Consider the following 26,127-nt stretch of genomic DNA (forward strand, 5'->3'; position numbering starts at 1 on the left):
TTCTAATATGGTTTTTCAAAACATATTTACGAAAACAATGAAAGACGCGATAGCGTTTTGAACGGTCTGGATATTACTACATAAATTGTATAAGAAAAAATATTGTCTAAACCTTGTTCCGCTCAATGAGCATTCTTCGAATGTAGGCTGGATAAGGCGTGTTAGCGCCGCCATCCGGCACAGTATCGTTCTAAAGCCATAATCATATTGATAAGAATAATGACCGCACATGTGAGCATTAACGCGGTAAAGAACAAAAAGGCGATACCGTACAATTCCCATCCCAAGTCATAGAGAAAATGGTAATTGTCGCAGGAGATGATCACATCCTCCAGACCGGGACATACTTTTCCCCATCGCCCCCAGTAAGACGCATCCCAGAGTTGAAAACTGGCCATGCTGGCGCATAGCGAGAGCAGGCACCCAGCGGATATAAAACAGAATAACTTATTTATAAGAATGAAGCCGAGGCTGACCATCGCCATGACTATCCCTAACAAAATGAACGCATCTGCCACCTCAAACCTCCTCCTGTAAACCAAATGCGGAGGTCACGGTAACGAAGTTGGGTGAAGTTAATGTGAAGCGGTGAACGCCGGCCGGGCAGCTTTGCCCGGCGCAGCACTTACGAAAAATACTGCTGCAATAGCGGTGCGTCATGATCCTGGTTTGCTGGCGGCACGGTGTTGATAGGCTGCGTACGGAATGGGATCACCTGCGCGCGGCCATCGGTTTTCACTATCTGGTAGAACTGCGGCAGGTTAAAGTTGATAAAACTGGAGCCATACGTGAAGCGATCGTGCGATGACGAATAGAAGCGACTGACGTCGCGCACCAGTTCTTCCTTGCTACCTTCGCAGTGGTGATACACTTCCGCCCGGTTACTTTCATCCAGAATATAAATATTAAAGCCTTTCTCATCACCCGTTTCTTCAAAGAAGAACTGGATAATCCCTTCGCTGGCGAAGCCATCCACCACTGACGGCAATTTCACCTGGTTGGTTTCCACCTGTACCGACAGCCCGTGCAGCTTGTTATGCGAAATCGCGCCGTAGAATTCGATAGCGTTCTCCAGCTTCTGCACCGAGACATTCAAGCGTTCGAAGAATAGCCCCCACGTCTGCCCGGAAACCCGCAGCGCCTTGAAGCGACCGGTCTCCTGACGGGTGCTGGAAAGACGTAGCTCGATACATTCGGAGACCAGTTGCTGCACGCGGGTGCGAATCAGACCGCGAAGATGTTGACTGTAGCAGAACACTTCGACGCTATCCGGCGGCGCGGCATCCTGGTGCATTTTCCCCAGAATCGTTTTCAGCGCTTCGATCATCGCCTGCTCGCCGTTAAAGTGCAGAGTACGCACTTCGTTCCACGAGTTGCGATATAACAAGTCGATACTGCCTATCAGACAGTTTTGCTCTTCGCCAAAGCTGAAAACGTCCAGCTTACGGAAGTCAAAATGAACCACCTTATTGCGAAACGCCGCCGTCGGGTCATATTCGAGGTTAACGATAATCGCCAGATGGCGAATTTCACAGGGGCTGTAGAGCGCTTTCGGCGTCGGAGCAGGCAAGCGCAGCGGGAAATGGTGCGAAACATCGGCGACCATCTCCTGTAACTTAGGCAGGTCGACAATACCGTTGCCCTTAATAAACAGATGCGTTCGCGACGTCAGCAGGCCGTTGAACCACGCCCACGCGACCAGCTTATTAAGATAACGGTTATATTCCAGCGGCTGATGGCTGATGATGGAATCCATGTTCGGCGCGCGGTTGTAGAGATACCAGCCTGAACGGTTGGCACGTCCCGGCGGCACATGGATAAAGGTTAAATTCGGCTCGGACAGATCCGGCGATATCTGCGGGTTCACCAGCGTGACTTTACCCGGCAACGCTTCAAACGCCGCGTACAGCTTACGCGTCAGTACGCCGATATCCTGCGGGCTGGCACTCACGCTGAGGTTGTTGCGCCGCGCAAAGCGAATCAGATTACGATAGCTCTGCATCATGGCGTCGAGCAATTCGTTGTGAGCTTCGCGCACCTGATCGATTTTCCAGTTTGCGCGATTATCGAGCATGGTCAGACGCGCGTCGTCCCATCCCCACTCGCTGACTAACTGGCTTAATACTTCCCGACGCCAGCCTACGCAGGCACGCTCGCGACTTAATTTCTCGCACACTTTCAGGTAAAAGCAGCGGCGGACTAAATCCAGCCGCGTCGGATCTTCAATCGCCGTCAGGTATTCAGTGACCCGTTCCAGCATCATGCAGTAGGGATCGAGTCCAAACGATACGATTTCACCGTCATGCAGACGTTGTTTAATATCTTTCGCCAGCAGACGTGGGTTGGGATATTCCCATGAGTAGGCTTCCAGCAGCAGCGTTTTCAGCACCGCTTTGTACGGCGAGTCAATGCTCTTGTATAGCTGCCACAGGCTGGCGCCAAAGTACTCTTCGGCGGAGAGCGAGCTTAAGCCCCCCAGATCCAGCCATTCGTTTGGCGTTAATACGCCCTGCGCGTAGAGCGTCATGACATAGTCGTCGTAATGCTCTTCTTCGTCGCACGGCACCATACTCCACAGGATACGCTTCCCGGCCAGGCGCACAGCGGTACGATAAAACTCATCAAGCAACAGGATATGCTGCGTAGAACCACAGTCTTCCCCGCCCAGACTGCCGCTTTCGTTATGGCGGAAACGGTTCTCGTCGATCAGGAAGAAGCTCACCTCAACGCCAAGCGAGGCGGCCCAGCTTTCCAGCAGGCTACACTTACGTTGCAGCAACTGACGCTCTTCGCCGTCGAGCCAGGACTGATGGCACACCCAGATATCCAGGTCGGACGAGCAGCTCTGCCCGACCGAGGAGGTGCTGCCCATGGTGTAAACACCGGTAATCGGCAGCTCGCCCTTCGGCGGGTCCTGCGGCGTCATACCGCGGTACAGCTCAAGTTCGTTCAGATAGTGGCGTTGGGTTTCATCAGGCGTGTAGAAGCAAATACCGCTGGGAACGTTACCATCAAGGTAACCCGGCATCAGTGGATGGTGATAGTGCAATAATGTCGGCAGAAGACTGTAAACCTGCTGAAAAGCGGGTCCCATGGCAGCAAGCGCGCGATCCACACGCAGTTGATTTATGGCATCCAGTCTCTGTTTCAGAGTCTCAATATAGAGGTACAAGACGTATCGCCTGATGTTGCTACCCGTCATGGTGCAGGTCAGTACTTGACCGTCGCCATTCGGGATAAACCGTATGTCAAAAATAACCGTTACCCTTTCTCGTCTGCATATTTTTATCTAATACCGACGAAAAAATGGTCTAAAACGTGATCAATTTAACACCTTGCTCATTGACCGTAAAGAAAGATGCGCTACATACAAGTGTAGCACCGTTCGCTGCGTGTAAATTCTTAAATACGGGCTGGCGGTTTCTCGTCATTATTCACTGTCATTGACGACACTGCGCCTTATCCTCTCACTCACGGTGACCGGAAAACTAACATACTCTCTATAAGGATGTTAGGATGGTCAATGATTGATAATGACGGTAACAAGCATGTTAGACAATGTTTTAAGAATTGCCACACGCCAAAGTCCCCTTGCGCTTTGGCAGGCACATTATGTCAAAGACGCATTGATGGCAACCCATCCGGGACTGACAGTAGAACTGGTGCCGATGGTCACACGCGGCGACGTGATTCTCGATACTCCCCTGGCGAAAGTGGGCGGTAAGGGACTGTTTGTTAAAGAGCTTGAAATCGCGCTGCTGGAAAAACGCGCTGATATCGCCGTGCACTCTATGAAAGACGTTCCGGTGGCCTTCCCGGACGGTCTCGGTCTGGTGACCATTTGCGAGCGCGAAGATCCGCGCGACGCGTTTGTCTCGAATAAATATCACAGTCTGGACGATCTGCCCGCGGGTAGTATCGTCGGGACGTCCAGTTTGCGTCGTCAGTGTCAACTGGCGGAACGCCGTCCGGACCTCATTATCCGTTCGTTGCGTGGCAACGTTGGCACACGTCTCGGCAAGCTGGACAACGGCGACTATGACGCCATTATCCTGGCCGTGGCCGGTCTGAAACGCTTAGGTCTGGAGTCGCGCATTCGCACAGCCTTGCCGCCCGACGTTTCGCTTCCTGCCGTAGGCCAGGGCGCCGTCGGGATTGAGTGTCGTCTTGACGACGCGCGAACGCAGGCGCTGCTCGCACCGTTGAATCACTCGCAAACCGCGCTGCGCGTAACGGCGGAACGCGCTATGAACACCCGCCTGGAAGGCGGGTGTCAGGTGCCGATTGGCAGCTATGCAGAAATCATCAACGGTGAAATTTGGCTACGCGCGCTGGTTGGCGCGCCGGACGGTTCGGTGATGGTGCGCGGCGAACGTCGTGGTTCTCCCGAGCAGGCGGAGCAAATGGGCATCTCGCTTGCAGAGGAACTGCTGGAAAACGGCGCGCGCGCGATTCTGACGGAAGTTTATAACGGCGAGACGCCCGCATGAGTATTCTGATCACCCGCCCCTCTCCCGCAGGGGAAGCGTTAGTGAGCCGTCTGCGCGCACTGGGGCAGGTGGCCTGGAGTTTTCCACTGATTGAATTTGTCGCCGGCCGGGAGCTACCCACCCTGGCCGACCGCCTGGCGACGCTGACGGAAAACGATCTGGTTTTTGCCCTTTCACAGCACGCCGTCGCCTTTGCTCACGCCCAGCTCCAGCGGGATGGCCGAAACTGGCCTGCGTCGCCGCGCTATTTCGCGATTGGCCGCACCACGGCGCTCGCCCTTCATACCGTTAGCGGGTTCGATATTCGTTATCCATTGGATCGGGAAATCAGCGAAGCCTTGCTACAATTACCTGAATTACAAAATATTGCGGGCAAACGCGCGCTGATTTTGCGTGGCAATGGCGGCCGCGAACTGCTGGGCGAAACCCTGACAGCGCGCGGAGCCGAAGTCAGTTTTTGTGAATGTTATCAACGATGTGCGAAACATTACGATGGCGCGGAAGAAGCGATGCGCTGGCATACTCGCGGCGTAACAACGCTTGTTGTTACCAGCGGCGAGATGTTGCAACGGCTCTGGTCGCTGACTCCCCAGTGGTATCGTGAGCACTGGTTACTACGCTGTCGGCTATTGGTCGTCAGTGAGCGTCTGGCGCACCTCGCCCGGGAACTGGGCTGGCAAGATATTAAGGTCGCTGATAACGCCGACAACGATGCGCTGTTGCGCGCATTACAATAACTCTCATAATGGGATGCCATAATGACGGAACAAGAAAAATCCTCCGCCGTGGTTGATGAGACCAGGGAGAGCGTGGAAACCACGCCACAGCCAGTTAATACCGAGAAAAAAAGTAAGAACGGCGCCGCGCTGGTCTTAAGCGCGGTGGCGATCGCGATTGCCCTGGCGGCAGGTATTGGGCTTTATGGCTGGGGAAAACAGCAGGCAACCGCGCAAACGGAAACCAGCGATGCGCTGGCGACGCAACTGACCGCCTTGCAAAAGGCGCAGGAGAGCCAAAAAGCGGAGCTGGAAGGGATTATCAAAAAACAAGCGGCGCAGTTAGATGACGCGAATCGCCAACAGGCGGCGCTGGCGAAACAGCTTGATGAAGTACAACAAAAAGTCGCCACCATTTCCGGCAGCGATGCCAAAACCTGGCTGCTGGCGCAGGCTGATTTCCTGGTGAAACTCGCCGGACGTAAGCTGTGGAGCGATCAGGACGTCACTACCGCCGCTGCGCTGCTCAAAAGCGCTGACGCCAGTCTGGCGGACATGAACGACCCCAGCCTGATTACCGCACGACGCGCGATTACTGACGATATCGCCAGCCTGTCATCCGTTGCGCAGATCGACTACGACGGCATTATTCTCAAACTCAATCAGCTCTCTAACCAAATCGATAACCTGCGTCTGGCGGATAACGATACCGATGGTTCGCCGATGGATTCAGACAGCAGCGAGCTGTCCAGCTCGCTAAGCGAATGGCGCGTTAACCTGCAAAAAAGCTGGCAGAACTTTATGGACAGCTTTATTACCATTCGTCGCCGCGATGATACCGCCGTACCGCTGTTGGCGCCCAACCAGGACGTCTATTTACGCGAAAATATTCGCTCCCGCCTGTTAGTCGCCGCGCAGGCCGTGCCACGCCATCAGGAAGAAACATACCGTCAGGCGCTGGATAACGTTTCGACCTGGGTTCGCGCTTATTACGATACTGACGACGCCGCGACAAAAGCCTTCCTGGAGGAGGTCGATAAATTAAGCCAGCAAAATATCACGATGGATCTGCCGGAAACCCTGGGAAGCCAGGCGATCCTTGAAAAACTGATGCAAACCCGCGTGCGTAATCTGCTGGCGCAACCGACAGTCTCTACGGCAGCGCCTGCCACGCAGACAGACGCTCCGGCAGCCGCGCCGCAAGGAGAATAATGATGCTAAAAGTATTATTGCTCTTTGTGTTGTTGCTCGCGGGTATCGTGGTCGGCCCGATGATAGCCGGTCACCAGGGCTATGTGTTAATCCAGACCGATAACTACAACATTGAAACCAGCGTCACCGGACTGGCGATCATTCTCATCGTCGCTATGGTGGTGCTATTCGCCATTGAGTGGTTACTACGCCGTCTGTTTCGTACCGGCGCGCACACCCGCGGTTGGTTTGCCGGCCGTAAACGCCGTCGCGCCCGCAAGCAGACCGAACAGGCGCTGCTGAAGCTGGCGGAGGGCGACTATCAGCAGGTTGAAAAGCTGATGTCAAAAAACGCCGACCATGCTGAACAACCGGTGGTAAATTATCTGCTGGCGGCAGAAGCGGCGCAGCAGCGCGGCGATGAAGCGCGCGCTAATCAGCACCTTGAACGTGCGGCAGAGTTGGCGGGGAACGACACCATCCCGGTCGAGATCACGCGCGTGCGCTTACAGCTGGCGCGCAATGAAAATCACGCGGCGCGTCACGGCGTGGACAAACTGCTGGAGGTCACACCGCGTCACCCGGAAGTTCTGCGTCTGGCGGAGCAGGCCTATATTCGCACCAGCGCATGGAGTTCTTTACTGGATATCATCCCATCCATGGCGAAAGCGCACGTCGGCGATGAAGCGCATCGCGCCATGCTCGAACAACAGGCGTGGATAGGACTCATGGATCAGGCGCGCGCCGAGCAGGGCAGCGAAGGATTACGCACCTGGTGGAAAAACCAAAGCCGTAAAACCCGCCATCAGGTGGCGCTGCAGGTCGCAATGGCCGAGCATCTGATCGAATGTGACGATCATGATATGGCGCAGCAGATTATCATTGACGGTCTGAAACGCCAGTATGACGATCGGCTGGTGCTGCCCATTCCTCGCCTCAGAACCAATAATCCGGAACAACTGGAGAAAGTGCTGCGCCAGCAAATCAAGACGGTAGGCGATCGCCCGCTGTTATGGAGCACGCTCGGCCAGTCGCTAATGAAACACGGTGAATGGCAGGAGGCGACCCTGGCTTTCCGCGCCGCGCTGAAACAACGCCCGGACGCGTATGATTATGCCTGGCTTGCCGATGCGCTTGATCGACTGCATCAACCGGAAGAGGCCGCCGCCATGCGGCGCGACGGCCTGATGCTGACATTACAGAACAATCCCCCGCAGTAATTCCCTCTTGCCCGGTGGCGCTTCGCTTACCGGGCTTACCGCCTACACAAAATCATTCGGGATGCATAAAAAAACGCCTGCCCGGTTAAGGGGCAGGCGTCAAAACAGGTCTGTATGACAACATAAAGGGGTGCTTCACTCAACGTTGTGTCCAGGGTGTTTGATGAGGCGTAAGCGACATCTGTCAGTGGACGATAAGCACCGTAAACGGCTCTGCATCATTCCTGAGTTTATGAGGCCAGAAGGCGAACATAAGAGGTGGAATGAGCATCTACCCGTACATTATTGCACATAACGTGCCATCTTTGCACCGCTAAAAAACAGGCGCAGGCATTAAAAAAACGTAGAGAATTCACGCGATTGTCATCCCCCCGCCGCTGGCGAGGTTTTAGCGTGTCGCCCGGCGGAGACAGAACAGGATGCTTTTTATAAAGTGATTATAAATCAATAGATTATTCGTCACCGAATAGCGACAAATGAAGCCTGGGATATCGCCAATAAACCATAATGGCAACACGTGCGGGATAAGGGGTTGAAAATGAACAGAAAACAAAAAACCCCGCCGAAGCGGGGTTCAAAATTGGTCGGCGAGAGAGGATTCGAACCTCCGACCCACTGGTCCCAAACCAGTTGCGCTACCAAGCTGCGCTACTCGCCGATATACTGCTTTTTTGAATTTTTAGTTCAATTCATTGAGTCGTGGTGCGAGGGGGGGGACTTGAACCCCCACGTCCGTAAGGACACTAACACCTGAAGCTAGCGCGTCTACCAATTCCGCCACCTTCGCGTTTCACAACCCTATATTAATGGGGTGGCTAATGGGATTCGAACCCACGACAACTGGAATCACAATCCAGGGCTCTACCAACTGAGCTATAGCCACCACTGAAACTTTTTACGCGGTATTAAACCACCGCAGCTCAAGCACCTAAATAAATGGTACGCCCGACAGGATTCGAACCTGAGACCTCTGCCTCCGGAGGGCAGCGCTCTATCCAGCTGAGCTACGGGCGCTTAGCGCCGTTGCGGGGGTGGATAATACGGACTTCACACCCCGCTGTCCAGTGCCTTTTTAAATAAAATGCGCGTTTGGTTATGCTTTGCGCATTTTGGCGCTTATTCCCCCACCTTGTGGGCGGTTCCGTGACGATTCAGACCGAAAACTTTGTAGACCAGCGTGACGGCCAGCAGGAAGATGACGCCGACAAACAGCGACATGCGCGTATCTTCATTAAAGTACATGCCGATTAAAACGCAAACCAGAAACGCCATCGTCAAATAGTTCGCCCACGGAAACATAATGGAACGAAAAGGATGATCCGCAATCGCTTCTTTATGCGCCCGACGAAAGCGCAGTTGGCTAATCAGAATGACAAACCACGGCACCATCCCCGGCAGTACGCTGGCGCTATAAACGTAAACAAAGACGCGCTGCGGATTGGGGATGATGTAGTTCAGGCAAGAACCTACCAGCAAAATCAAAATAGAGAGCGCCACGCCCGCGACCGGCACGCCGTGGCGAGAGACTTTCGCGACTGCCGCCGGCAGTTGACGGTTTTTCGCCAGCGCGTAAAGCATACGCCCACAGCTATACATTCCGCTGTTACAGCCGGAGAGCGCCGCCGTCAGCACGACAAAGTTGATAATGCCCGCCGCGGCGGTGATGCCGATTTTCGCGAAGGTGAGCACAAAGGGACTGCCGTTGCTGCCAATCTCATTCCACGGGAAAATGGTGACGATCACGAAAATCGCGCCAACATAAAAAATCAGGATACGCCACAGCACCTTACCCACCGCGCTACGCAACGTCACCTGCGGATTCTTCGCTTCACCGGCGGTAATACCGATCAACTCAACCCCTTGATAAGAGGCCACCACGATACATAATGCGGTCAGAAAGCCTTTCCAGCCGCCGGCAAAAAAGCCGCCATGCTCGGTCAGATTACCAAAGCCAATCGCCTGGCCGCCGTTACCAAAGCCGAAGAAAATCACCCCCAGACCGATGATGATCATCACAATAATCGTGGTGACTTTGATCATCGCAAACCAGAACTCGATTTCACCATACAGGCGCACCGCAGCCAAATTCGCCAACGCAACCAGTCCGACGGCAATCAGCGCCGGTATCCACTGCGCCATCTCCGGAAACCAGAACTGGACGTAGACCCCAATGGCGGTAATTTCCGAGATCCCGACAGCCATCCACATAAACCAGTATGACCAGGCGGTAAGATAGCCAAAAAAAGGACTCATATACCGGTGGGCGTACACGGCAAAGGAGCCGGTAACAGGTTCCAGAAAGAGCATCTCCCCCATCGAACGCATGATGAAAAAGACGAACAATCCGGCGATGATATACGCCAGCAGCACTGACGGGCCCGCCCATTTCAGCGTACTGGCGGCGCCCATAAAGAGTCCGACGCCGATGGTGCCCCCGAGGGCAATCAATTCAATATGACGAGCTTCCAGCCCACGCTGTAGCTCCGGTTTTTTCTCTGCCATAAATCCTCATGTCGTGTTTGCAACGGTTCCGGTAGTACCGGTTATTGTTATGGGTACATCGATTGTTGCGAATATTTTCTTAAATTTGGACAAATGGCAAATGGAGCATTAAAAAAATGCACTTATTGTGTAAGAAATCATCGATTATGTTGTAAATGAGCAGCGCCATAAGCACAATCCGCTGCTCAAGTCATCAGAAGGGAGAATTAGAGATCGCCAGTATAGTGCCAGCGAAGGTAGCGCAGCAGACGCATCTGGCGGGTAATACGCCTCGGTTGAGAAAGCAGACGATACAACCACTCCAGCCCCAGGTTCTGCCATATTTTTGGAGCGCGTTTGACGTGACCAGTAAACACATCATAGGTCCCGCCCACCCCCATATATAACGCATGGGGATGCACTTCCCGACAATCGCGCATTAGCAATTCCTGTTTTGGCGATCCCATCGCGACGGTGACAATTTTCGCGCCGCTGGCATGGATACGCGCAAATAGCGCCTGACGCTGCTCCGGCGTAAAGTAACCGTCCTGGCTACCCACAATATTGACGTTCCACTGCGTCCGCAGTTTTGCTTCCGTCTGCGCCAGCATCTCAGGCTTGCCGCCGACAAGAAATACCGGTGTGCCTTCTTTCCCCGCGCGCGCCATTAACGCTTCCCAAAGGTCGGCGCCAGCCACGCGAGAAACCTGCGCCTGCGGAAATTTTTTACGTATTGAACGCACCACGCTGATGCCATCGGCATATTTAAATTCCGCCGCCGCTATCAACGCGCGGACTTCCGGATTATCTTCCGCCGTCAGCAGCTTTTCGGCGTTGATCGCCACCAACGTGCCTTGCTTCAGTTGACCATCGGCAAACAGATAATTCAGCGCGTGTGACATGTCGCGCCAGCCAATCAGAGGTAATCCACGCAGCGAGTAAAGGGGCGCAGCGGCATTATTGGTCATAGTTTTCCTTCCACCTGTGCCTGAGGGAGCGAAGTTGTACGTTTATGAATCAGTCCGGCGCTATCAAATAACCAGAACAGAAGCTTAGCGACCAGCAGGCTGGCGCCAAAAACCACCAGGAAGAAAACCACGCGCGAAACAAACGAATCCAGCCCTTCTCGCGCCAGCACAATCATATTAAAGATGGCGCCAAAGCAGAAACTGTGCAGAATCGCCGCCTTATAGCGATTGGGCTCCCGGTTACCCAGTTCATACAGCCAGTCGAACCATTTGATAATCAGCCCGACGACGATCGCGCCGAGTGGAATAAACAGCGCCCCGCCCATGACCACCAGCGATCCGATAAGCGTTGGCGATATCGCCAGGCCAGAATGGTTGTTCAGGACTTCCCAGGTGAAGTAATTCGCAGAATTCAGCACGATACTGGGTCGTCCCGGCCATAACCAGGTGGGAATAAAGACGTAGAAATCACGCACGATAGGGGCCAGCCCCTGAAAATCGATATTGTGGTAATTTTGCAACAGCAGCGCCAGATTCTCCCACGGCGAAAAGGTATCGCGCGTCAGATAAAGAAACGTATAGAACGCCTCATCGCCGCTCACATTTAATCCGTAGCGTTTGAGCGCCAGCCAGAACATACCGACAATCCCCAGCACGCCCGCCGCCGCCAGCATCCACAGGCTGATCCAGCCCCGAATAATGCCGATAAACAGGAAGATAGCAAACGCAATAATGATGTTAGCGCGCGTGCCGCCGACAATCATGTAGGTCAACAGACCAAACGCGACGGTGCTCACCAGAAAGAACAGCCACGCTTTGCTGTCCTGGCGCAGGAAATAGACCACCAGCATCGCCGGAATGAAGAAATAGAAGAACCGTTTTAACGCCACGCCGGAGACTTCGCTGGAAAAGATCTGGCTGTAGGAGTGCAGCCGGAACAGCAAAAAGCCGTTATGCATAAAGAAAATCGCCACGCTCACCAGCGCGATGCCCATCAGGATCACCCAGGTAAGGTGGGTTTCCACCCGGTTCATGGTAAATAGCGGCTTGCGTGGTACATCCACAACGCGTTTGCGTAAACGCGTTTTATAGGTCACGTAATACACGCCGTAGAAACAGGCGGCGGATAATAGAGCCTGCAATAAGATTTCCGGCGGCGCGACGCCAACGTCGAAACGAAATACCAGCACGCTGGTTAGCGGAAAACCAAAAAAGAAGGTCAACAAAAACAGCAACGAAAAGAAAACGTTGAAGTTAAAACGCACGCGGCGGAATTCAAACCAGGTCAGCGTGGCGATAAACAGCGTAGAGAGCAGCCAGACCACCAGCAGCCCGCTGAATTGCATTAAACTCATTCGGCTTCTCCTGCGGCGATTCTCAACGCATTATGCCACGGTTGCAGGTAGTTGGGGCTAAAGAAGGTGATGCCGCTTTTATCTACCGATGCGAGCTGACGCTGCGCCTCGCGCACGACCTGCTCATTAAGATCGTCCGTGGTAAACAGGACGGGCAGATGCTGTTCCGCCATATCCTGCCAGAAAGGATTGTCGCGGTTCAGTACGCACGGGATATCGGCCTGAATTAGCAGACATAACGTCCCGATCCCCTGTTGGCGGGCAAAAATAAAATAACCGAGGTCGCACTGGCGCAACAGCGCAAGATAGGCATCAAATTCCATTTTTTCGCTAAGAATTTGTAGATTTTCGGCGCTAAATAGCGCCAGACCGGCCTGACGAACCTCATCAATATAGGCCTGGTTATTGGCCGGATAGCCCATCGGCACCACCACGTTTACCGTGTCGCCAAACTGCTGATACACCGCCCGTAACGCCGCAATATGTTGGTTACTGCGATCGCCGGAGTTCCCTACCAAAATGGTCAATTTCCCCGCACGTTGGCGCTCTTTTGCCATAGCATTCAGGGAAGGATCCATGCGCGTCGGGAAATAGAGCAACTCGCCGCGTACGCCCGGGTGCTGGCGCGCAAAATAGCTGAGATCGCCGCGCGTCGCGAATACGCCCCCTACTCGCCCCTGCGCGATACGACGAAGCGGGTAGAAAAGGCGGAATTTCAGCCCGTGGGACACTTCGTAGAGATCCGCGCCCCAGATATGCCAGTAAAACTGAGCTGGCTTAATACCGCCGCTTAACAGCGCCAGCCACAGGCTGGTGTTGAACTGACCGTGAAAGAAGAATCTCTGTCGACGATTTGCTTTCGCTTTGGCGATGACCGCCTGCGCCAGCGCTTTCTTACTGCCATAAAAACGAAGCGAGAGCGCCGGGCAGCTTTCCGTGAAGCCGTTATCTTCACCGGCAACCATAAATTCGCGCGCGTGCTCGCTTGCGGCGGCCAGCGTATCATTGAAAAACCGCAGCACGGTGTGGTTATGGTGAGGGATATCCGATCCCAGGACGTGAATCAGTACAGTCATGCTCGCCTACGCCAGAGTAAAAATACGCCGCAACAAAGTGAAAAATAGACAATATAGGTGGCCATATAAGCCTGTGCCGCACCCAGCGCGCCGTGAGCGGGAATCAGCCAGTGAGCGAACGCCGTTAACAGAATGAACTGGCTAATTTCAGCCAGAATGTAAAATCGCAACGACGCTTTGGCAATCACCAGATAACCGAAAACATAGGCGCCGACTTTCAGCACGTCGCCCACTAACTGCCAGGCGAACAGATCGCGCATCGCGGTGAATTTGGCGGAAAAAAGCAGCCAGATAGCAAAATCGCGCAGTAGCCAGACGGTAAAACTCGCCGCCGCAACCGCCGGCAAAACAAATTTCAGCGCTTTTACCACTTCACGCGTAATGTCCTGTTTTTCCGTCAGGCGTGAGAGCGTGGGTAACAGGTAAACGCTGAAGGAGGCGGTGATAAATTGCAGATAGGCATCAGAAATGCTGCTTACGCCCTGCCAGATCCCGACATCGCTCCAGCTATAGTGCGCGGCCAGTTGGTTTCGCATCATCACATAGGCGACCGGCATCGTAACGGAGGTAATCAGCGCCATCAGGGTAAATTTACTGAGCTGCCCTGCCAGACCATTGTTCCAGGAGGGCTTGAGATAGCGTAGCGGGACGGTGCCGCGCTTAATCAGTATTATACCGGCTGGCACTACCACCAGCGCCGGCACCAGCGCCAGGCCAAGCAGAGCGCCTTCATAGCCGCCGACACGGTAGCAGAGATACCAGGCGGCGACGCCCAAAAAGCTGCCGACAATTAACGATAAGGCATTACCCGACGCGTCACGAAAGCCCTTCATTAGCGCCAGCAGCAGGTTCGCCCAGGCGATCCCCATTTGTACCAGCGCAACCAGACGCACCAGCCCTTGATAGTCCGTGTGACCGAACAATCCCTGGCTAATCGGCGCCGCCGCCAGCAGGAAGACCAGCGCCAGCAGCGTAGAGAACCCCAATACCATCGCGGAGGAGGTTCCCACCACGGTACGTAACTGCGCCTGGTCATCATGATGTTGTGCGACGAGTTTGGTAACGCCGTTAAATATCCCGGCGCCAGCCAATACGCCCAGCACGGTGATCATCTGGCGGAAGTTACCCGCTTGTCCGACGCCCGACGGACCAAAAGAGACGGCCAGTAGTTTCACCACCAGCAGTCCGGCGCCAATTTTTACCAGCGTACTGACCGCCGTCCACAGGGAGGCTTTAGCAAGCGACATATCAGGAGAAATAATTTAGCAAGGTAGTAATCACCGTTCGTTGATCGACGGGCGCAAGGTTATAAAACAGCGGCAGACGCAGCAAACGTTCGCTCTCTTTTGTGGTGTAGACATCGTCCCCGATAAACTCGCCGAATTTATCGCCCGCCGGACAATCATGCAGCGGAATGTAATGGAATACCGCCATGATTTCCGCCTCTTTCAGGAAATTAATCAGCGCGCTGCGATCGGCGATATCCCGCAGTTTGATGTAAAACATGTGGGCATTATGCCCGCAGTTTTCCGGAATAGAAGGCAGCTCGATACGCCCGGCGCGTGCCAGCGGCGTTAACGCATCGTAGTAAGTCTGCCACAGCGACAGACGCTGTTGATTGATACGATCGGCGGCCTCCAGTTGCGCCCACAGGTAGGCAGCCTGCAGATCGGACATCAAGTAACTGGAGCCGATATCCCGCCAGGTGTATTTATCCACCTGACCACGGAAGAACTGGCTACGGTTGGTGCCTTTTTCGCGGATGATCTCCGCGCGTTCAATCAGCGTACGATCGTTGATCAGCGTCGCGCCGCCTTCGCCGCCAGCGGTGTAATTTTTGGTTTCATGGAAGCTAAAACAGCCGATGTGACCGATCGTCCCTAACGCGCGCCCTTTGTACGTGGACATCACACCCTGGGCGGCATCCTCGACAACGAACAGATTATACTTATCCGCCAGCGCCATGATGACGTCCATTTCACAAGCGACGCCAGCGTAGTGTACCGGCACGATAGCGCGGGTTTTATCAGTAATCGCCGCCTCAATCAGCGTTTCGTCAATATTCATCGTATCCGGACGAATATCGACAAATACAATTTTCGCGCCGCGCAGGACAAAAGCGTTAGCGGTGGAGACAAACGTAAAGCTCGGCATGATCACTTCATCGCCGGGCTGAATATCCAACAACAGGGCCGCCATCTCCAGAGACGCGGTACAGGAAGGCGTCAGCAACACCTTCGCGCTGCCGAAATGTTGCTCCAGCCACTGCTGGCAACGACGCGTAAAGCCGCCGTCGCCGCACAGTTTGCCGCTGCTCATTGCAGACTGCATGTATTCGAGTTCGGTTCCCACCACCGGCGGCGCATTAAAAGGAATCATGTTGTCACCTGTATAACCAGTACGCAGTGCTTTCGATGTTGGCACCGCTTTGTATGTAACGTTTAAGCGCGGCGGTGTTGCCCAACTGGGTCGCCACCCGCAATGTTGCTTTGCCACGACTCTGCGCCCAACAGATCGCCGCCTGCATAAGTTCCGCTCCCGCGCCGCGTCCGGCCAACAGGCCAATGCGCGCGTCGGTATCATTCAATTCCCGCAGCGAGACGTAACCGCGGATAGCGCCTGTCTCCGTGCGAAGCACCAGGCATTGGTGATCAAACGTGCCGCGTACCGCATTCTCAATCCACTGGGCGTAAAAACGGGCGCTGGCGTCGGGCGCATACCACGGCGCGCGAAAACGACTCTGCGTAAACGCCTCTCCGGCCAACTGACGCAAAGCAGGAATGTCTTTAAGATGTGCAATTTCCGCGCCATGCTGGTCGCGATGCCCTTTTACCGGCAACGCAAAATCCACCTCGCCTTCAACCAAAGAGAATCCCAGCGATTGCAACGCCGACAGCCAGGCGATGTTTTCAGCCGGCACTTTTACCTGCACGCGTTGCCACGCCTGCAGCGCTTCTGGCGTTAATTCGGGCGCTGAGGCATCGATACGCACAATGCCGCTATTCACGCCAAAGAACGTATTTTCCCAGAGTAACGGTTCAATACTGGCGCGGACGGGCACGGAGCAACTCCAGTAAATATTGGCCATAGCCGGTTTTTTCAAGCTGACTGGCGGCGCGTTTCAAACCATCATCATCCAGCCAGCCGTTGCGCCAGGCAATCTCCTCCAGACAGGCAATTTTGAAGCCCTGGCGCTTTGATACGCCGCGCGTAATGGGATGCAACCGGGTACCGGAACCTCCCGCCAGAATGATGCCTTTCATTCGTTTCTCCTCCAGGAGTAAGAACCTGCCGTTTAGCGTTTCAGCCCTAAGCGTTCGCCCTGATAACTGCCATCCTGCACGGGTTTCCACCAGGCCTCATTGGCGAGATACCACTGAACGGTTTTTCGCATCCCGCTTTCGAAGGTTTCCTGCGGCGTCCAGCCCAGCTCGCGGGCGATTTTCGACGCGTCGATGGCATAACGTAAGTCATGGCCGGGTCGATCGTCGACGAAGGTAATCAGATCGTGATAATTCGCTACACCCTGCGGTTTTTGCGGGGCCAGTTCTTCCAGCAGAGCGCAGATCGTCCTGACCACATCCAGATTTTTACGTTCGTTATGACCGCCGATATTATACGTTTCGCCCACAGCGCCGTTCGTCACCACGTGATACAACGCACGGGCATGATCTTCCACATACAGCCAGTCGCGAATTTGCTGACCGTTGCCATAGACCGGCAATGGTTTACCCGCCAGCGCATTCAGAATCATCAGTGGGATCAGTTTTTCCGGGAAATGGTAGGGCCCGTAGTTATTAGAGCAGTTGGTGACAAGCGTAGGCAGACCGTAGGTACGTAACCAGGCGCGTACCAGATGGTCGCTGCTGGCTTTGGAGGCGGAATAAGGACTGCTTGGCGCATATGGCGTGGTTTCGGTGAAGAAATCGTCTGCAGTATGCAGATCGCCATACACTTCATCGGTGGAGATATGGTGGAAGCGGAACGCCGCTTTAGCATCCGCGCCAAGCGCGGACCAGTAAGCGCGAGCGGCTTCCAGCAAGGTGTAAGTACCAACGATATTCGTTTCAATAAACGCCGCCGGGCCGTCGATGGAACGGTCTACATGGCTTTCCGCCGCCAGGTGCATCACGCTATTGGGCTGATACTGCTGGAAGACTCGCTCCAGTGATGCCCGATCGCAGATATCCACCTTCTCAAAGGCGAAACGGTCGCTTTGCGTCACCGATGCCAGAGACATCAGGTTGCCCGCATAGGTGAGTTTATCCACCACCACCACCGCGTCTGCCGTTTCATGGATGATATGCCGCACCACCGCAGATCCGATAAAGCCTGCGCCGCCGGTCACCAGAATGCGTTTCATCAGCGCCAGACTCCTTTGGTATCAACCACATAACGTTGATGAACCGCATCGCCGGGAATCGCTTTAAATTCGTCGTGATCGACCAGCATCACCAGCACATCGGCGGCGGCCAGCGCCGCGTCCAGTTTCGCCAGCGTGCAAAGTCCGTCCAATTTTTTCGGCAACTGACGGATATTCGGTTCGACGACCAGGGTTTCGCCGCTGTGCCAGCGGGCGATACTTTGCGCGATCCCCATCGCCGGGCTTTCGCGCAGATCGTCGATATTCGGCTTAAAGGCCAGCCCAAAACAGGCGATTTTCACTTCGCTAGCGCGTTTATCGGTGGCCGCCAGGCAATCTGCGACCGCGGCTTTTACCTGATCGACCACCCAGTGCGGTTTGCCGTCGTTCACTTCACGCGCGGTGCGAATCAGTCTCGCCTGCTGCGGATTTTGCGCCACAATAAACCACGGATCGACCGCAATGCAGTGCCCGCCAACGCCTGGGCCCGGCTGCAAAATATTGACGCGCGGATGGCGGTTCGCCAGGCGGATCAATTCCCAGACGTTAATCCCCTGTTCGGCGCAAATCAGCGACAATTCATTCGCAAAGGCGATATTCACATCACGGAAGCTATTTTCCGTCAGCTTGCACATCTCTGCGGTGCGCGAGTTGGTGACAACGCATTCGCCCTCAAGGAAAATTTTGTACAGCGCGCTGGCGCGAGCCGAACATACTGGCGTCATACCGCCAATCACGCGGTCATTTTTAATGAGTTCCACCATCACCTGACCCGGCAGCACACGCTCCGGACAATAGGCGATATTCACGTCGGCCTGCTCGCCCGCCTGCTGGGGAAAGGTCAGATCCGGGCGCATCCCGGCCAGCCAGCCAGCCATTTGCTCCGTTGCGCCGACCGGCGATGTTGATTCCAGAATCACCAGTGCCCCTTTTTTTAATACCGGCGCAATGGATTTCGCCGCGGCTTCCACATAGGCCATATCAGGGTCGTGATCGCCTTTGAATGGCGTCGGCACGGCAATCAGGTACGCATCGGCCTCGACAGGTGTCGTCGTCGCACGCAGAAAGCCGCCTTCCACCGCCATCTTCACCACATTGCCCAACGCCGGCTCCACGATGTGAATTTCACCGCGATTTATGGTGTCTACCGCATGTTGGTTGATATCCACGCCGATAACCTGCTTCTGGCGGGAAGCAAAAGCGGCCGCAGTCGGTAATCCGATATACCCCAGCCCAATAACAGAAATGGTCGTAAAACTCATAACGATACCCGATAACTTTTTAACGCCTGTAAAATGCGCGCGCATGATTGCCCGTCACCATAAGGATTATGGGCGCGGCTCATGGTTTGATATTCATTTTCGTCGTGCAGCAGACGCATAACTTCCGCCACAATGCGCCGGGAGTCCGTGCCGATCAGTCTTACCGTACCAGCGGTAATGGCTTCCGGACGCTCTGTGGTTTCACGCATGACCAATACCGGCTTACCTAATGACGGCGCTTCTTCCTGAATACCGCCGGAATCGGTCAGAATGAGCCAGGCGTGATTCATCAGCCAGACAAAAGGTAAGTAGTCCTGCGGCTCAATCAGTACCACGTTTTCAACATGGCCGAGGATACGGTTGACAGGTTCGCTGACGTTGGGATTGAGATGCACCGGATAGACAATTTGCACATTCTGGTTCGCGGCGGCGATTTCCGCCAGCGCCTGGCAGATATGCTCAAAGCCCTGACCAAAGCTTTCACGCCGATGACCGGTCACCAAAATCATCTTCTTATTCGCGTTGAGGAAAGGATACTGCTCGGCCAGTTCAGCCTGTAATGTATCGCTCGTCAGAACGCGATCGCGTACCCAGATCAGCGCGTCGATAACGGTATTGCCAGTGACAAAAATGCGCTCATCCGGAATGTTCTCCCGCAACAGATTCTGCCGCGAGTTTTCCGTCGGCGCAAAGTGGTACATCGCCAGATGTCCGGTCAGCGTGCGGTTTGCCTCTTCCGGCCAGGGGGAATAGAGATCGCCGGTTCGCAACCCGGCTTCTACGTGCCCTACCGGAATTCGTTGATAGAAAGCCGCCAGGCTGGTAGCAATCGTAGTGGTGGTATCGCCATGAACCAGCACCACATCAGGTTTAAAATCTGCCAGGATCGGCTTTAATCCCTCCAGAATTCGGCAGGTAATTTCCGTCAACCCCTGTCCCGGCTGCATAATGTTGAGATCGTAATCAGGCACAATAGAAAAAAGAGTTAATACCTGATCAAGCATCTCCCGATGCTGCGCAGTAACGCATACTTTGGCCTCGAAATGAGGATCTTTTTCCAGCGCATGGACCAGAGGCGCCATCTTAATGGCCTCCGGTCGTGTACCAAATACAGTCAGTACTTTCACATCGATTCTCTTCGAATAGACAGTAGGGGCCCAGCCCCCTACTGCAGAGGTGTTGCTAAATCGTGCGGCGACGGGTTAAGGCAACGCCCGCACCGATTAGCGCCCCAACGATACCCCACATAATCATCAGGAAGGCTCGGCGTGGGCTATCACGTTTTACCGGTTCTTCCGGCGTACGCAAATAACGATAGGTCTGAAAACGAGGGTCCAGGGTCGGCCCCACATTAAGCGTATTCAACATTGCCCGATTTTGAAAGTAGTCCAAATCGAACGCAGGGCCAACCGCTTGCAGATTTTCAAGACGCGCCTGCAACATAGGGCGACCGAGTAAAAAAAGCTCTGAGTCCGGTAATTCATCCGCCGGGACATCCGTCGCGCTACGAGAAATATTATGTTGTTCCGCAATTTTGAGCGCCTGCTCAATACTGTTTACACGACGCGAATAGATCGCTTTCGCAACCTCTTCCTGCCGTTTGACCTGGGCTTTCATCTGCACGGTACGCGCAGCCCAGGCACCTTTTAATTCATCATTCAGATGGCTCGCCGCCCGCTGGCTGGCGAATGCGACATACTGACGCAGCAGATTATTGGCGTCCGGCGCAGTTTCAGCAATCAGCTTCACATTGTCGTTGATGGCGCGTGTAAAATCGCCGGGCGTAAACTGTATGTTATTGATCAGTTCATCAAGCATCGCCGCATCAGCTTTGCTATTCCCGACCATTCGCTGCTTGTAATAGTCCGTCTGTAACCAGAAATCGCGACGCGTATCCCAGGAGGCAAGTTGCATGATGAACTCTTTATACGCTTCATCCATCACCGAGGGCTTATCGGAAGAAGCAGGATCGGTCTTAATATCCAGGTTGCGCAGAAACTGCTGCTGGGAGTAATAACCGCCCAACATATTTACGGTTGGGCGATCGGTAATCGCCGTCGCACTCCACTCCTGACGAGCAAAAAAGGTATAAGCTAACGCGATAAGGGCAAATAGCAGGCCAATGCCGATAATCCAGTATTTGCCAGCCCATAAAGTACGAAACAACCCGCGAATATCCAGTTCATTTTCAGCGCTCACCGCGCGTGCCCCCGGTAATGGTTGTGTCATCGTATCCTCATTTACTTGGTTAAGTTTGGCCGGTTCTCACGTTGCCTGCGCAGGCGACGCTTCACACGCTTAATAAATCTCGCCACCTTCCAGGCCCGCTTAATGCAGTAGCCATAGAGGAAGAATGCTAGCAAAAAGAGCACCAACATAACCCATTCAGGAACAAAATGAGAGTATTCTGCCGTTACGCCTACTCCCGCCAGAATCGCCGCTGCGAGCGTAATAAGAACAAATGCCTGGCGGGAAGTAAACCCTGCTCGCATAACCAAATGATGAATATGTTGGCGATCAGGGGAAAAGGGGCTCATCCCTTTACGCAGACGGCGATACATAATCGCCACCATATCCATCAATGGAATAGCGATAATCCATAGCGCGGTAACCGGGCTGATAGAGTGAGTTTTCCCCTGCGTCGTTTCCAGTAAGAGCCAGATGACGGTAAAGCCAATCAGTGTACTACCGGCATCGCCCATAAAGACTTTATAACGCCGCCCCAAAATACCGAGATTAAGCATAATGTAAGGCAGAATCGCGGCGATCATGGCAAAGCACCACATTGCCAGGCTAGTCTGACCATCAAACCATAAAATCAGCCCCATCGCCGCGAATGAGACGCTGGATAACCCCCCCAGCAGGCCGTCAATACCGTCCACCATATTGAAAGCGTTGATCGCCGCCCATACCGCAAACAGGGTAAGGAAATAGCCAAAGGGGCCAAGCACTAACTCCCAAGGCCCAAAGATGTAACCAAGGCTACCTAAGTGAAGTTTTGCGATAACCATCATTACAACCGCAATAACAGCCTGAACCACAGCACGAATTTTTACACTGATATCAAAACGGTCATCCATCGCACCAACAAAAACCAATACACCAGCGCAAATAAGATATAGCGATAAGTGCGGTATGTAGTAATCCGAGAGGCCAAACATAAAGCAGATTCCTGCAAACACAGAAATCCCGCCGACTAATGGGATAACACCCTGATGTCGTTTACGAAAGTTTGGTTTATCCACTAAACCAATTTTTATGGCTACTTTTCGCGCAAGAAAAATAAAAATGGTCGTGAATAAAAAAATACTGATTAGCTCAGATAAAGCGGTGAGTAACTTCACAGTGTATGTGCTCTCAGCATATATCATTTCCTTAAAGTATAATGCGTTACGCCAGCTCCTAGAAGAGACCTGTTAGAACATTACACTTTTTACCGCAAACAATGTGTATTGTGCATGGTGTTACTCTGTAGCGCATATCCCGATGACCAGTTTATATGACATGACGCTAGGATGAATCGCAAAACAAAAACGCCACGTAAAAACGTGGCGTTTTCAGGTAAAGACCAGGTTATGAGCGCTTCATCATCTCGAAAAAGTCGTCATTAGTTTTGGTCATCGCCAGTTTGTTAATGAGGAATTCCATCGCGTCAATTTCACCCATCGGATGGATGATTTTACGCAGGATCCACATTTTCTGCAGCTCTTCCTGAGTGGTGAGCAGCTCTTCTTTACGGGTACCGGAACGGTTGTAGTCGATAGCCGGGAAGACGCGTTTTTCAGCGATCTTACGCGAGAGATGCAGCTCCATGTTACCGGTGCCTTTAAACTCTTCGTAGATAACTTCGTCCATCTTGGAACCGGTATCGATTAGCGCCGTCGCGATGATAGTCAGGCTACCGCCCTCTTCCACGTTACGCGCCGCGCCGAAGAAACGCTTCGGACGATGCAGGGCGTTAGCGTCCACACCACCGGTCAATACTTTACCGGAAGCCGGCACCACGGTGTTATAGGCACGCGCCAGACGGGTGATGGAGTCGAGCAGGATGATAACGTCTTTCTTGTGTTCAACCAGACGTTTCGCCTTCTCGATAACCATTTCGGCAACCTGAACGTGGCGGGATGCCGGTTCGTCAAAGGTAGAGGCAACCACTTCGCCTTTCACCAGACGCTGCATCTCGGTTACTTCTTCCGGACGTTCGTCAATCAGCAGCACCATCAGCACGCAGTCTGGGTGGTTATACGCGATGCTCTGCGCGATGTTCTGCAGCAGCATGGTTTTACCCGCTTTCGGCGGCGCGACAATCAGACCGCGCTGGCCGCGACCGATCGGCGAAGCCAGATCCAGAACGCGCGCCGTTAAGTCTTCGGTAGAACCGTTACCACGCTCCATACGCAGACGAGAGTTTGCGTGCAGCGGGGTTAAGTTCTCAAAGAGGATTTTGTTACGGGCGTTTTCCGGTTTGTCGTAGTTAACTTCGTTAACTTTCAACAGCGCAAAATAGCGTTCACCTTCTTTCGGCGGGCGAATCTTACCAGAAATGGTATCACCAGTGCGGAGGTTGAAACGGCGGATTTGGCTGGGGGAAACGTAGATATCATCAGGACCGGCGAGGTAGGAGCTGTCTGCAGAACGGAGGAAACCAAATCCATCCTGCAATATCTCCAGCACACCGTCGCCAAAGATATCTTCGCCACTCTTTGCGTGCTGCTTCAGGATGGCAAAAATAATGTCCTGCTTGCGCATACGGGCCAGGTTTTCCAGCCCCATACTTTCGCCGAGAGTGATCAGCTCAGAAACCGGCGTATTCTTTAATTCGGTAAGATTCATAATGGTGTGAGTTCTTAAACTTGGGGTAAATCTCGAACTTAATGTTGTGAATGGTATGGCAGGGTCATCCATGCCTGTTTACGGCTATCAACTCATGTCTGTTCGCTGTCTGGTCACAGGAAAGTACGCAGAACTGAAACGACAAGACGGAATGAGCGAAGAGCCAGGAATCTTTCCACTTCTCGTGCGAGAAAAAACGGGAAGTGACGGATAAAACCAGATTCAAACTTAATAAGGTATGTTTAATTCGAAGTCAATACTAACTTAGCACGACTCAGACCGGGCGTCCAGAGATCCTGACAATTTAAGAATAACGTAAGGACAACAGACGCCACGAAACTGCCTGATACCTTAATCATTCGTCGAATGACAGACGCCTGACCATACAGCGCCTTTGTCATTCGACGTATAAAAGGTATTACGCCAGATTGGCGTCGAGAAACTCTTTCAACTGACCTTTAGACAGTGCGCCTACTTTGGTTGCCGCCACTTCGCCGTTTTTAAACAGCAGCAGAGTCGGAATACCGCGGATGCCATATTTAGGCGCAGTACCAGGGTTCTGGTCAATGTTCAGTTTGGCAACGGTCAATTTGCCCTGATATTCGTCAGCGATTTCATCCAGAATCGGAGCGATCATTTTACACGGCCCGCACCACTCTGCCCAGAAATCAACGAGGATAGCCCCGTCCGCTTTGAGTACATCCGTGTCAAAACTGTCGTCAGTCAGGTGAATAATTTTATCGCTCATATATAACTCCACAGGAATAAGCCTGGCGTGTTGGTGTAGCATTAACCAACGAGGTGCTGATGTTAACTTCGCCAACAAAGGTTGACTTTATTTCACCGGATACGCTTTCGTAAAGCAATAGTAAGCTGATATTCTACCACACTATGAGCAAAACACATTTAACAGAACAGAAGTTTTCCGACTTCGCCCTGCACCCACAGGTGGTTGAAGCCCTTGAAAAAAAAGGGTTTTATAATTGTACGCCCATTCAGGCACTGGCCCTTCCGCTAACGCTGGCGGGTCGTGACGTTGCAGGGCAGGCGCAAACCGGTACCGGGAAAACGATGGCGTTTCTGACGTCAACGTTTCATTATTTACTTTCTCATCCCGCGATCGACGATCGCAAGGTGAACCAGCCGCGCGCGCTGATCATGGCGCCGACGCGTGAATTAGCCGTACAAATTCACGCAGACGCGGAGCCGTTGGCGCAAGCGACAGGCTTAAAATTAGGCCTGGCTTACGGCGGCGATGGTTACGACAAGCAGCTTAAAGTGCTGGAAAGCGGCGTTGATATTCTTATTGGTACGACGGGCCGACTGATCGACTACGCCAAACAAAACCACATTAACCTCGGCGCCATTCAGGTCGTCGTACTCGATGAAGCCGATCGCATGTACGATTTGGGCTTTATTAAAGATATCCGCTGGCTGTTCCGTCGTATGCCGCCGGCTGCGCAGCGTCTGAACATGTTGTTCTCCGCCACCCTGTCTTATCGGGTTCGCGAGCTGGCGTTTGAACAGATGAACAACGCCGAATATGTTGAAGTGGAACCGGAGCAAAAGACCGGCCACCGCATTAAAGAAGAGCTTTTCTACCCCTCTAATGAAGAGAAAATGCGTTTACTGCAAACGCTGATCGAAGAAGAGTGGCCGGATCGCGCCATTATTTTCGCCAACACCAAGCATCGTTGCGAAGATATCTGGGGACATCTGGCGGCAGATGGCCATCGTGTTGGTCTGCTGACCGGCGACGTCGCGCAGAAAAAGCGCCTGCGGATTCTGGATGAGTTCACCCGCGGCGATCTGGATATTCTTGTGGCGACCGATGTCGCGGCGCGCGGGTTGCATATCCCCGCCGTAACGCACGTCTTTAACTACGATCTGCCAGATGATTGTGAAGACTATGTTCACCGTATCGGTCGTACCGGTCGCGCTGGCGCCAGCGGACATTCCATCAGCCTGGCTTGCGAAGAGTATGCGCTGAATCTGCCCGCCATTGAGAGCTATATCGGCCACTCGATTCCGGTCAGCAAATACAATCCGGAAGCGCTCATGAACGATCTGCCCAAGCCGTTGCGTCTGACGCGTTCGCGTCCTGGCAATGGTCCGCGCCGCGCTGGCGCTCCGCGTAATCGTCGTCGTTCAGGTTAAGAAAAGTTATGCCAT

23 protein-coding genes and 4 tRNA genes are annotated in these 26,127 nt (G+C 53.5%); 5 read left to right on the forward strand and 22 right to left on the reverse strand.

Annotated features, from left to right (window positions below; all coding sequences use genetic code 11):
• Window positions 1-161: 161 nt before the first annotated feature.
• Both ACLJQJ_RS21940 and cyaA read right to left on the reverse strand, forming a co-directional pair.
• On the reverse strand, window positions 162-518 hold the full coding sequence (locus ACLJQJ_RS21940; RefSeq protein ID WP_020838105.1) for a hypothetical protein: 357 nt from the start codon (window positions 516-518) through the stop codon (window positions 162-164).
• Window positions 519-625: 107 nt separating this feature from the next.
• The gene (cyaA, locus tag ACLJQJ_RS21945; protein WP_000281718.1) at window positions 626-3,172 is read right to left on the reverse strand and encodes a class I adenylate cyclase; all 2,547 of its coding nucleotides are present in this window, start codon (window positions 3,170-3,172) and stop codon (window positions 626-628) included.
• 376 nt (window positions 3,173-3,548) lie between these two features.
• Here cyaA and hemC point away from each other — a divergent pair, with 376 nt between their 5' ends.
• The 4 genes from hemC to hemY are packed head-to-tail and all read left to right on the forward strand — an operon-like array spanning window position 3,549 to window position 7,617.
• Entirely contained in the window at window positions 3,549-4,490 is a 942-nt protein-coding gene (hemC, locus tag ACLJQJ_RS21950) for a hydroxymethylbilane synthase (protein ID WP_001521319.1), read from the forward strand.
• Window positions 4,487-5,227: a uroporphyrinogen-III synthase gene (gene hemD, locus ACLJQJ_RS21955; RefSeq protein WP_000025495.1), complete on the forward strand. Its 741-nt coding sequence runs from the start codon at window positions 4,487-4,489 to the stop codon at window positions 5,225-5,227. Before hemC ends, hemD begins: the two co-directional genes overlap by 4 nt.
• 21 nt (window positions 5,228-5,248) lie before the next feature.
• A complete protein-coding gene (hemX, locus tag ACLJQJ_RS21960; RefSeq protein WP_000138962.1) occupies window positions 5,249-6,418 on the forward strand; it encodes a uroporphyrinogen-III C-methyltransferase in 1,170 nt (389 codons plus the stop codon).
• A 2-nt stretch (window positions 6,419-6,420) separates the two neighbouring features.
• On the forward strand, window positions 6,421-7,617 hold the full coding sequence (hemY, locus tag ACLJQJ_RS21965; RefSeq protein ID WP_001546072.1) for a protoheme IX biogenesis protein HemY: 1,197 nt from the start codon (window positions 6,421-6,423) through the stop codon (window positions 7,615-7,617).
• A 581-nt stretch (window positions 7,618-8,198) separates the two neighbouring features.
• Here hemY and ACLJQJ_RS21970 read toward each other — a convergent pair.
• From ACLJQJ_RS21970 to trxA, 20 genes are all read right to left on the reverse strand, one after another.
• Window positions 8,199-8,275: transfer RNA gene (locus ACLJQJ_RS21970), tRNA-Pro, on the reverse strand.
• A 42-nt stretch (window positions 8,276-8,317) separates the two neighbouring features.
• Window positions 8,318-8,404 (reverse strand) — tRNA-Leu (locus tag ACLJQJ_RS21975).
• A gap of 20 nt (window positions 8,405-8,424) precedes the next feature.
• Window positions 8,425-8,500 (reverse strand) — tRNA-His (locus ACLJQJ_RS21980).
• Between the two features lie 54 nt (window positions 8,501-8,554).
• Window positions 8,555-8,631 (reverse strand) — tRNA-Arg (locus tag ACLJQJ_RS21985).
• A 102-nt stretch (window positions 8,632-8,733) separates the two neighbouring features.
• Entirely contained in the window at window positions 8,734-10,119 is a 1,386-nt protein-coding gene (gene thrP / locus ACLJQJ_RS21990; protein ID WP_000818378.1) for a bifunctional threonine/serine APC transporter ThrP, read from the reverse strand.
• A 206-nt stretch (window positions 10,120-10,325) separates the two neighbouring features.
• Complete coding sequence (gene wecG / locus ACLJQJ_RS21995; protein ID WP_063809676.1) at window positions 10,326-11,066, reverse strand: lipopolysaccharide N-acetylmannosaminouronosyltransferase; 741 nt, start codon at window positions 11,064-11,066, stop codon at window positions 10,326-10,328.
• On the reverse strand, window positions 11,063-12,421 hold the full coding sequence (gene wzyE, locus ACLJQJ_RS22000; protein ID WP_000055605.1) for an ECA oligosaccharide polymerase: 1,359 nt from the start codon (window positions 12,419-12,421) through the stop codon (window positions 11,063-11,065). Before wzyE ends, wecG begins: the two co-directional genes overlap by 4 nt.
• On the reverse strand, window positions 12,418-13,497 hold the full coding sequence (locus tag ACLJQJ_RS22005; RefSeq protein ID WP_058820859.1) for a TDP-N-acetylfucosamine:lipid II N-acetylfucosaminyltransferase: 1,080 nt from the start codon (window positions 13,495-13,497) through the stop codon (window positions 12,418-12,420). Before ACLJQJ_RS22005 ends, wzyE begins: the two co-directional genes overlap by 4 nt.
• Window positions 13,494-14,744, reverse strand: coding sequence for a lipid III flippase WzxE (gene wzxE / locus ACLJQJ_RS22010; RefSeq protein ID WP_063809675.1), 1,251 nt, complete (start codon window positions 14,742-14,744; stop codon window positions 13,494-13,496). Before wzxE ends, ACLJQJ_RS22005 begins: the two co-directional genes overlap by 4 nt.
• Window position 14,745: 1 nt before the next feature.
• Entirely contained in the window at window positions 14,746-15,876 is a 1,131-nt protein-coding gene (rffA, locus tag ACLJQJ_RS22015; protein ID WP_000612080.1) for a dTDP-4-amino-4,6-dideoxygalactose transaminase, read from the reverse strand.
• A 4-nt stretch (window positions 15,877-15,880) separates the two neighbouring features.
• Window positions 15,881-16,558 carry a dTDP-4-amino-4,6-dideoxy-D-galactose acyltransferase gene (gene rffC / locus ACLJQJ_RS22020; protein WP_001145154.1) on the reverse strand — a complete coding sequence of 226 codons (678 nt, stop codon included), beginning with the start codon at window positions 16,556-16,558 and terminating at the stop codon, window positions 15,881-15,883.
• Window positions 16,536-16,850 (reverse strand): sugar phosphate nucleotidyltransferase, encoded by a 315-nt coding sequence (locus ACLJQJ_RS22025; protein WP_223149427.1) that lies wholly within the window; start codon window positions 16,848-16,850, stop codon window positions 16,536-16,538. Before ACLJQJ_RS22025 ends, rffC begins: the two co-directional genes overlap by 23 nt.
• Complete coding sequence (gene rffG / locus ACLJQJ_RS22030) at window positions 16,793-17,860, reverse strand: dTDP-glucose 4,6-dehydratase (RefSeq protein WP_023202239.1); 1,068 nt, start codon at window positions 17,858-17,860, stop codon at window positions 16,793-16,795. Before rffG ends, ACLJQJ_RS22025 begins: the two co-directional genes overlap by 58 nt.
• Window positions 17,860-19,122 (reverse strand): UDP-N-acetyl-D-mannosamine dehydrogenase, encoded by a 1,263-nt coding sequence (wecC, locus tag ACLJQJ_RS22035; RefSeq protein ID WP_000011236.1) that lies wholly within the window; start codon window positions 19,120-19,122, stop codon window positions 17,860-17,862. Before wecC ends, rffG begins: the two co-directional genes overlap by 1 nt.
• Window positions 19,119-20,249, reverse strand: a complete 1,131-nt coding sequence (wecB, locus tag ACLJQJ_RS22040) for a non-hydrolyzing UDP-N-acetylglucosamine 2-epimerase (protein WP_000866685.1) — start codon at window positions 20,247-20,249, stop codon at window positions 19,119-19,121. The genes wecC and wecB overlap by 4 nt, the downstream gene beginning before the upstream one ends.
• A gap of 55 nt (window positions 20,250-20,304) precedes the next feature.
• Window positions 20,305-21,351, reverse strand: a complete 1,047-nt coding sequence (gene wzzE / locus ACLJQJ_RS22045) for an ECA polysaccharide chain length modulation protein (protein WP_000193419.1) — start codon at window positions 21,349-21,351, stop codon at window positions 20,305-20,307.
• Between the two features lie 11 nt (window positions 21,352-21,362).
• A complete protein-coding gene (gene wecA, locus ACLJQJ_RS22050; protein WP_000771937.1) occupies window positions 21,363-22,466 on the reverse strand; it encodes a UDP-N-acetylglucosamine--undecaprenyl-phosphate N-acetylglucosaminephosphotransferase in 1,104 nt (367 codons plus the stop codon).
• Between the two features lie 229 nt (window positions 22,467-22,695).
• Window positions 22,696-23,955, reverse strand: coding sequence for a transcription termination factor Rho (gene rho, locus ACLJQJ_RS22055; RefSeq protein WP_001054532.1), 1,260 nt, complete (start codon window positions 23,953-23,955; stop codon window positions 22,696-22,698).
• 87 nt (window positions 23,956-24,042) lie between these two features.
• Window positions 24,043-24,126 (reverse strand): rho operon leader peptide, encoded by an 84-nt coding sequence (locus ACLJQJ_RS22060; RefSeq protein WP_134820045.1) that lies wholly within the window; start codon window positions 24,124-24,126, stop codon window positions 24,043-24,045.
• 247 nt (window positions 24,127-24,373) lie between these two features.
• Window positions 24,374-24,703, reverse strand: coding sequence for a thioredoxin TrxA (trxA, locus tag ACLJQJ_RS22065; RefSeq protein ID WP_001280776.1), 330 nt, complete (start codon window positions 24,701-24,703; stop codon window positions 24,374-24,376).
• 143 nt (window positions 24,704-24,846) lie between these two features.
• Here trxA and rhlB point away from each other — a divergent pair, with 143 nt between their 5' ends.
• Complete coding sequence (gene rhlB / locus ACLJQJ_RS22070) at window positions 24,847-26,112, forward strand: ATP-dependent RNA helicase RhlB (protein WP_000047525.1); 1,266 nt, start codon at window positions 24,847-24,849, stop codon at window positions 26,110-26,112.
• Window positions 26,113-26,127 lie beyond the last annotated feature (15 nt).

The sequence above is a fragment of the Salmonella sp. SAL04202 genome, from assembly GCF_046550775.1.
Lineage (GTDB): Bacteria > Pseudomonadota > Gammaproteobacteria > Enterobacterales > Enterobacteriaceae > Salmonella > Salmonella enterica.

What these genes read in the sequence shown, in the direction of transcription:
- hemC (WP_001521319.1), top strand. Translation starts at nt 3,549, where the DNA reads ATGTTAGACAATGTTTTAAGAATTGCCACACGCCAAAGTCCCCTTGCG.
- hemD (WP_000025495.1), top strand. Translation starts at nt 4,487, where the DNA reads ATGAGTATTCTGATCACCCGCCCCTCTCCCGCAGGGGAAGCGTTAGTG.
- hemX (WP_000138962.1), top strand. Translation starts at nt 5,249, where the DNA reads ATGACGGAACAAGAAAAATCCTCCGCCGTGGTTGATGAGACCAGGGAG.
- hemY (WP_001546072.1), top strand. Translation starts at nt 6,421, where the DNA reads ATGCTAAAAGTATTATTGCTCTTTGTGTTGTTGCTCGCGGGTATCGTG.
- thrP (WP_000818378.1), bottom strand. Translation starts at nt 10,119, where the DNA reads ATGGCAGAGAAAAAACCGGAGCTACAGCGTGGGCTGGAAGCTCGTCAT.
- wecG (WP_063809676.1), bottom strand. Translation starts at nt 11,066, where the DNA reads ATGACCAATAATGCCGCTGCGCCCCTTTACTCGCTGCGTGGATTACCT.
- wzyE (WP_000055605.1), bottom strand. Translation starts at nt 12,421, where the DNA reads ATGAGTTTAATGCAATTCAGCGGGCTGCTGGTGGTCTGGCTGCTCTCT.
- ACLJQJ_RS22005 (WP_058820859.1), bottom strand. Translation starts at nt 13,497, where the DNA reads ATGACTGTACTGATTCACGTCCTGGGATCGGATATCCCTCACCATAAC.
- wzxE (WP_063809675.1), bottom strand. Translation starts at nt 14,744, where the DNA reads ATGTCGCTTGCTAAAGCCTCCCTGTGGACGGCGGTCAGTACGCTGGTA.
- rffA (WP_000612080.1), bottom strand. Translation starts at nt 15,876, where the DNA reads ATGATTCCTTTTAATGCGCCGCCGGTGGTGGGAACCGAACTCGAATAC.
- rffG (WP_023202239.1), bottom strand. Translation starts at nt 17,860, where the DNA reads ATGAAACGCATTCTGGTGACCGGCGGCGCAGGCTTTATCGGATCTGCG.
- wecC (WP_000011236.1), bottom strand. Translation starts at nt 19,122, where the DNA reads ATGAGTTTTACGACCATTTCTGTTATTGGGCTGGGGTATATCGGATTA.
- wzzE (WP_000193419.1), bottom strand. Translation starts at nt 21,351, where the DNA reads ATGACACAACCATTACCGGGGGCACGCGCGGTGAGCGCTGAAAATGAA.
- rho (WP_001054532.1), bottom strand. Translation starts at nt 23,955, where the DNA reads ATGAATCTTACCGAATTAAAGAATACGCCGGTTTCTGAGCTGATCACT.
- trxA (WP_001280776.1), bottom strand. Translation starts at nt 24,703, where the DNA reads ATGAGCGATAAAATTATTCACCTGACTGACGACAGTTTTGACACGGAT.
- rhlB (WP_000047525.1), top strand. Translation starts at nt 24,847, where the DNA reads ATGAGCAAAACACATTTAACAGAACAGAAGTTTTCCGACTTCGCCCTG.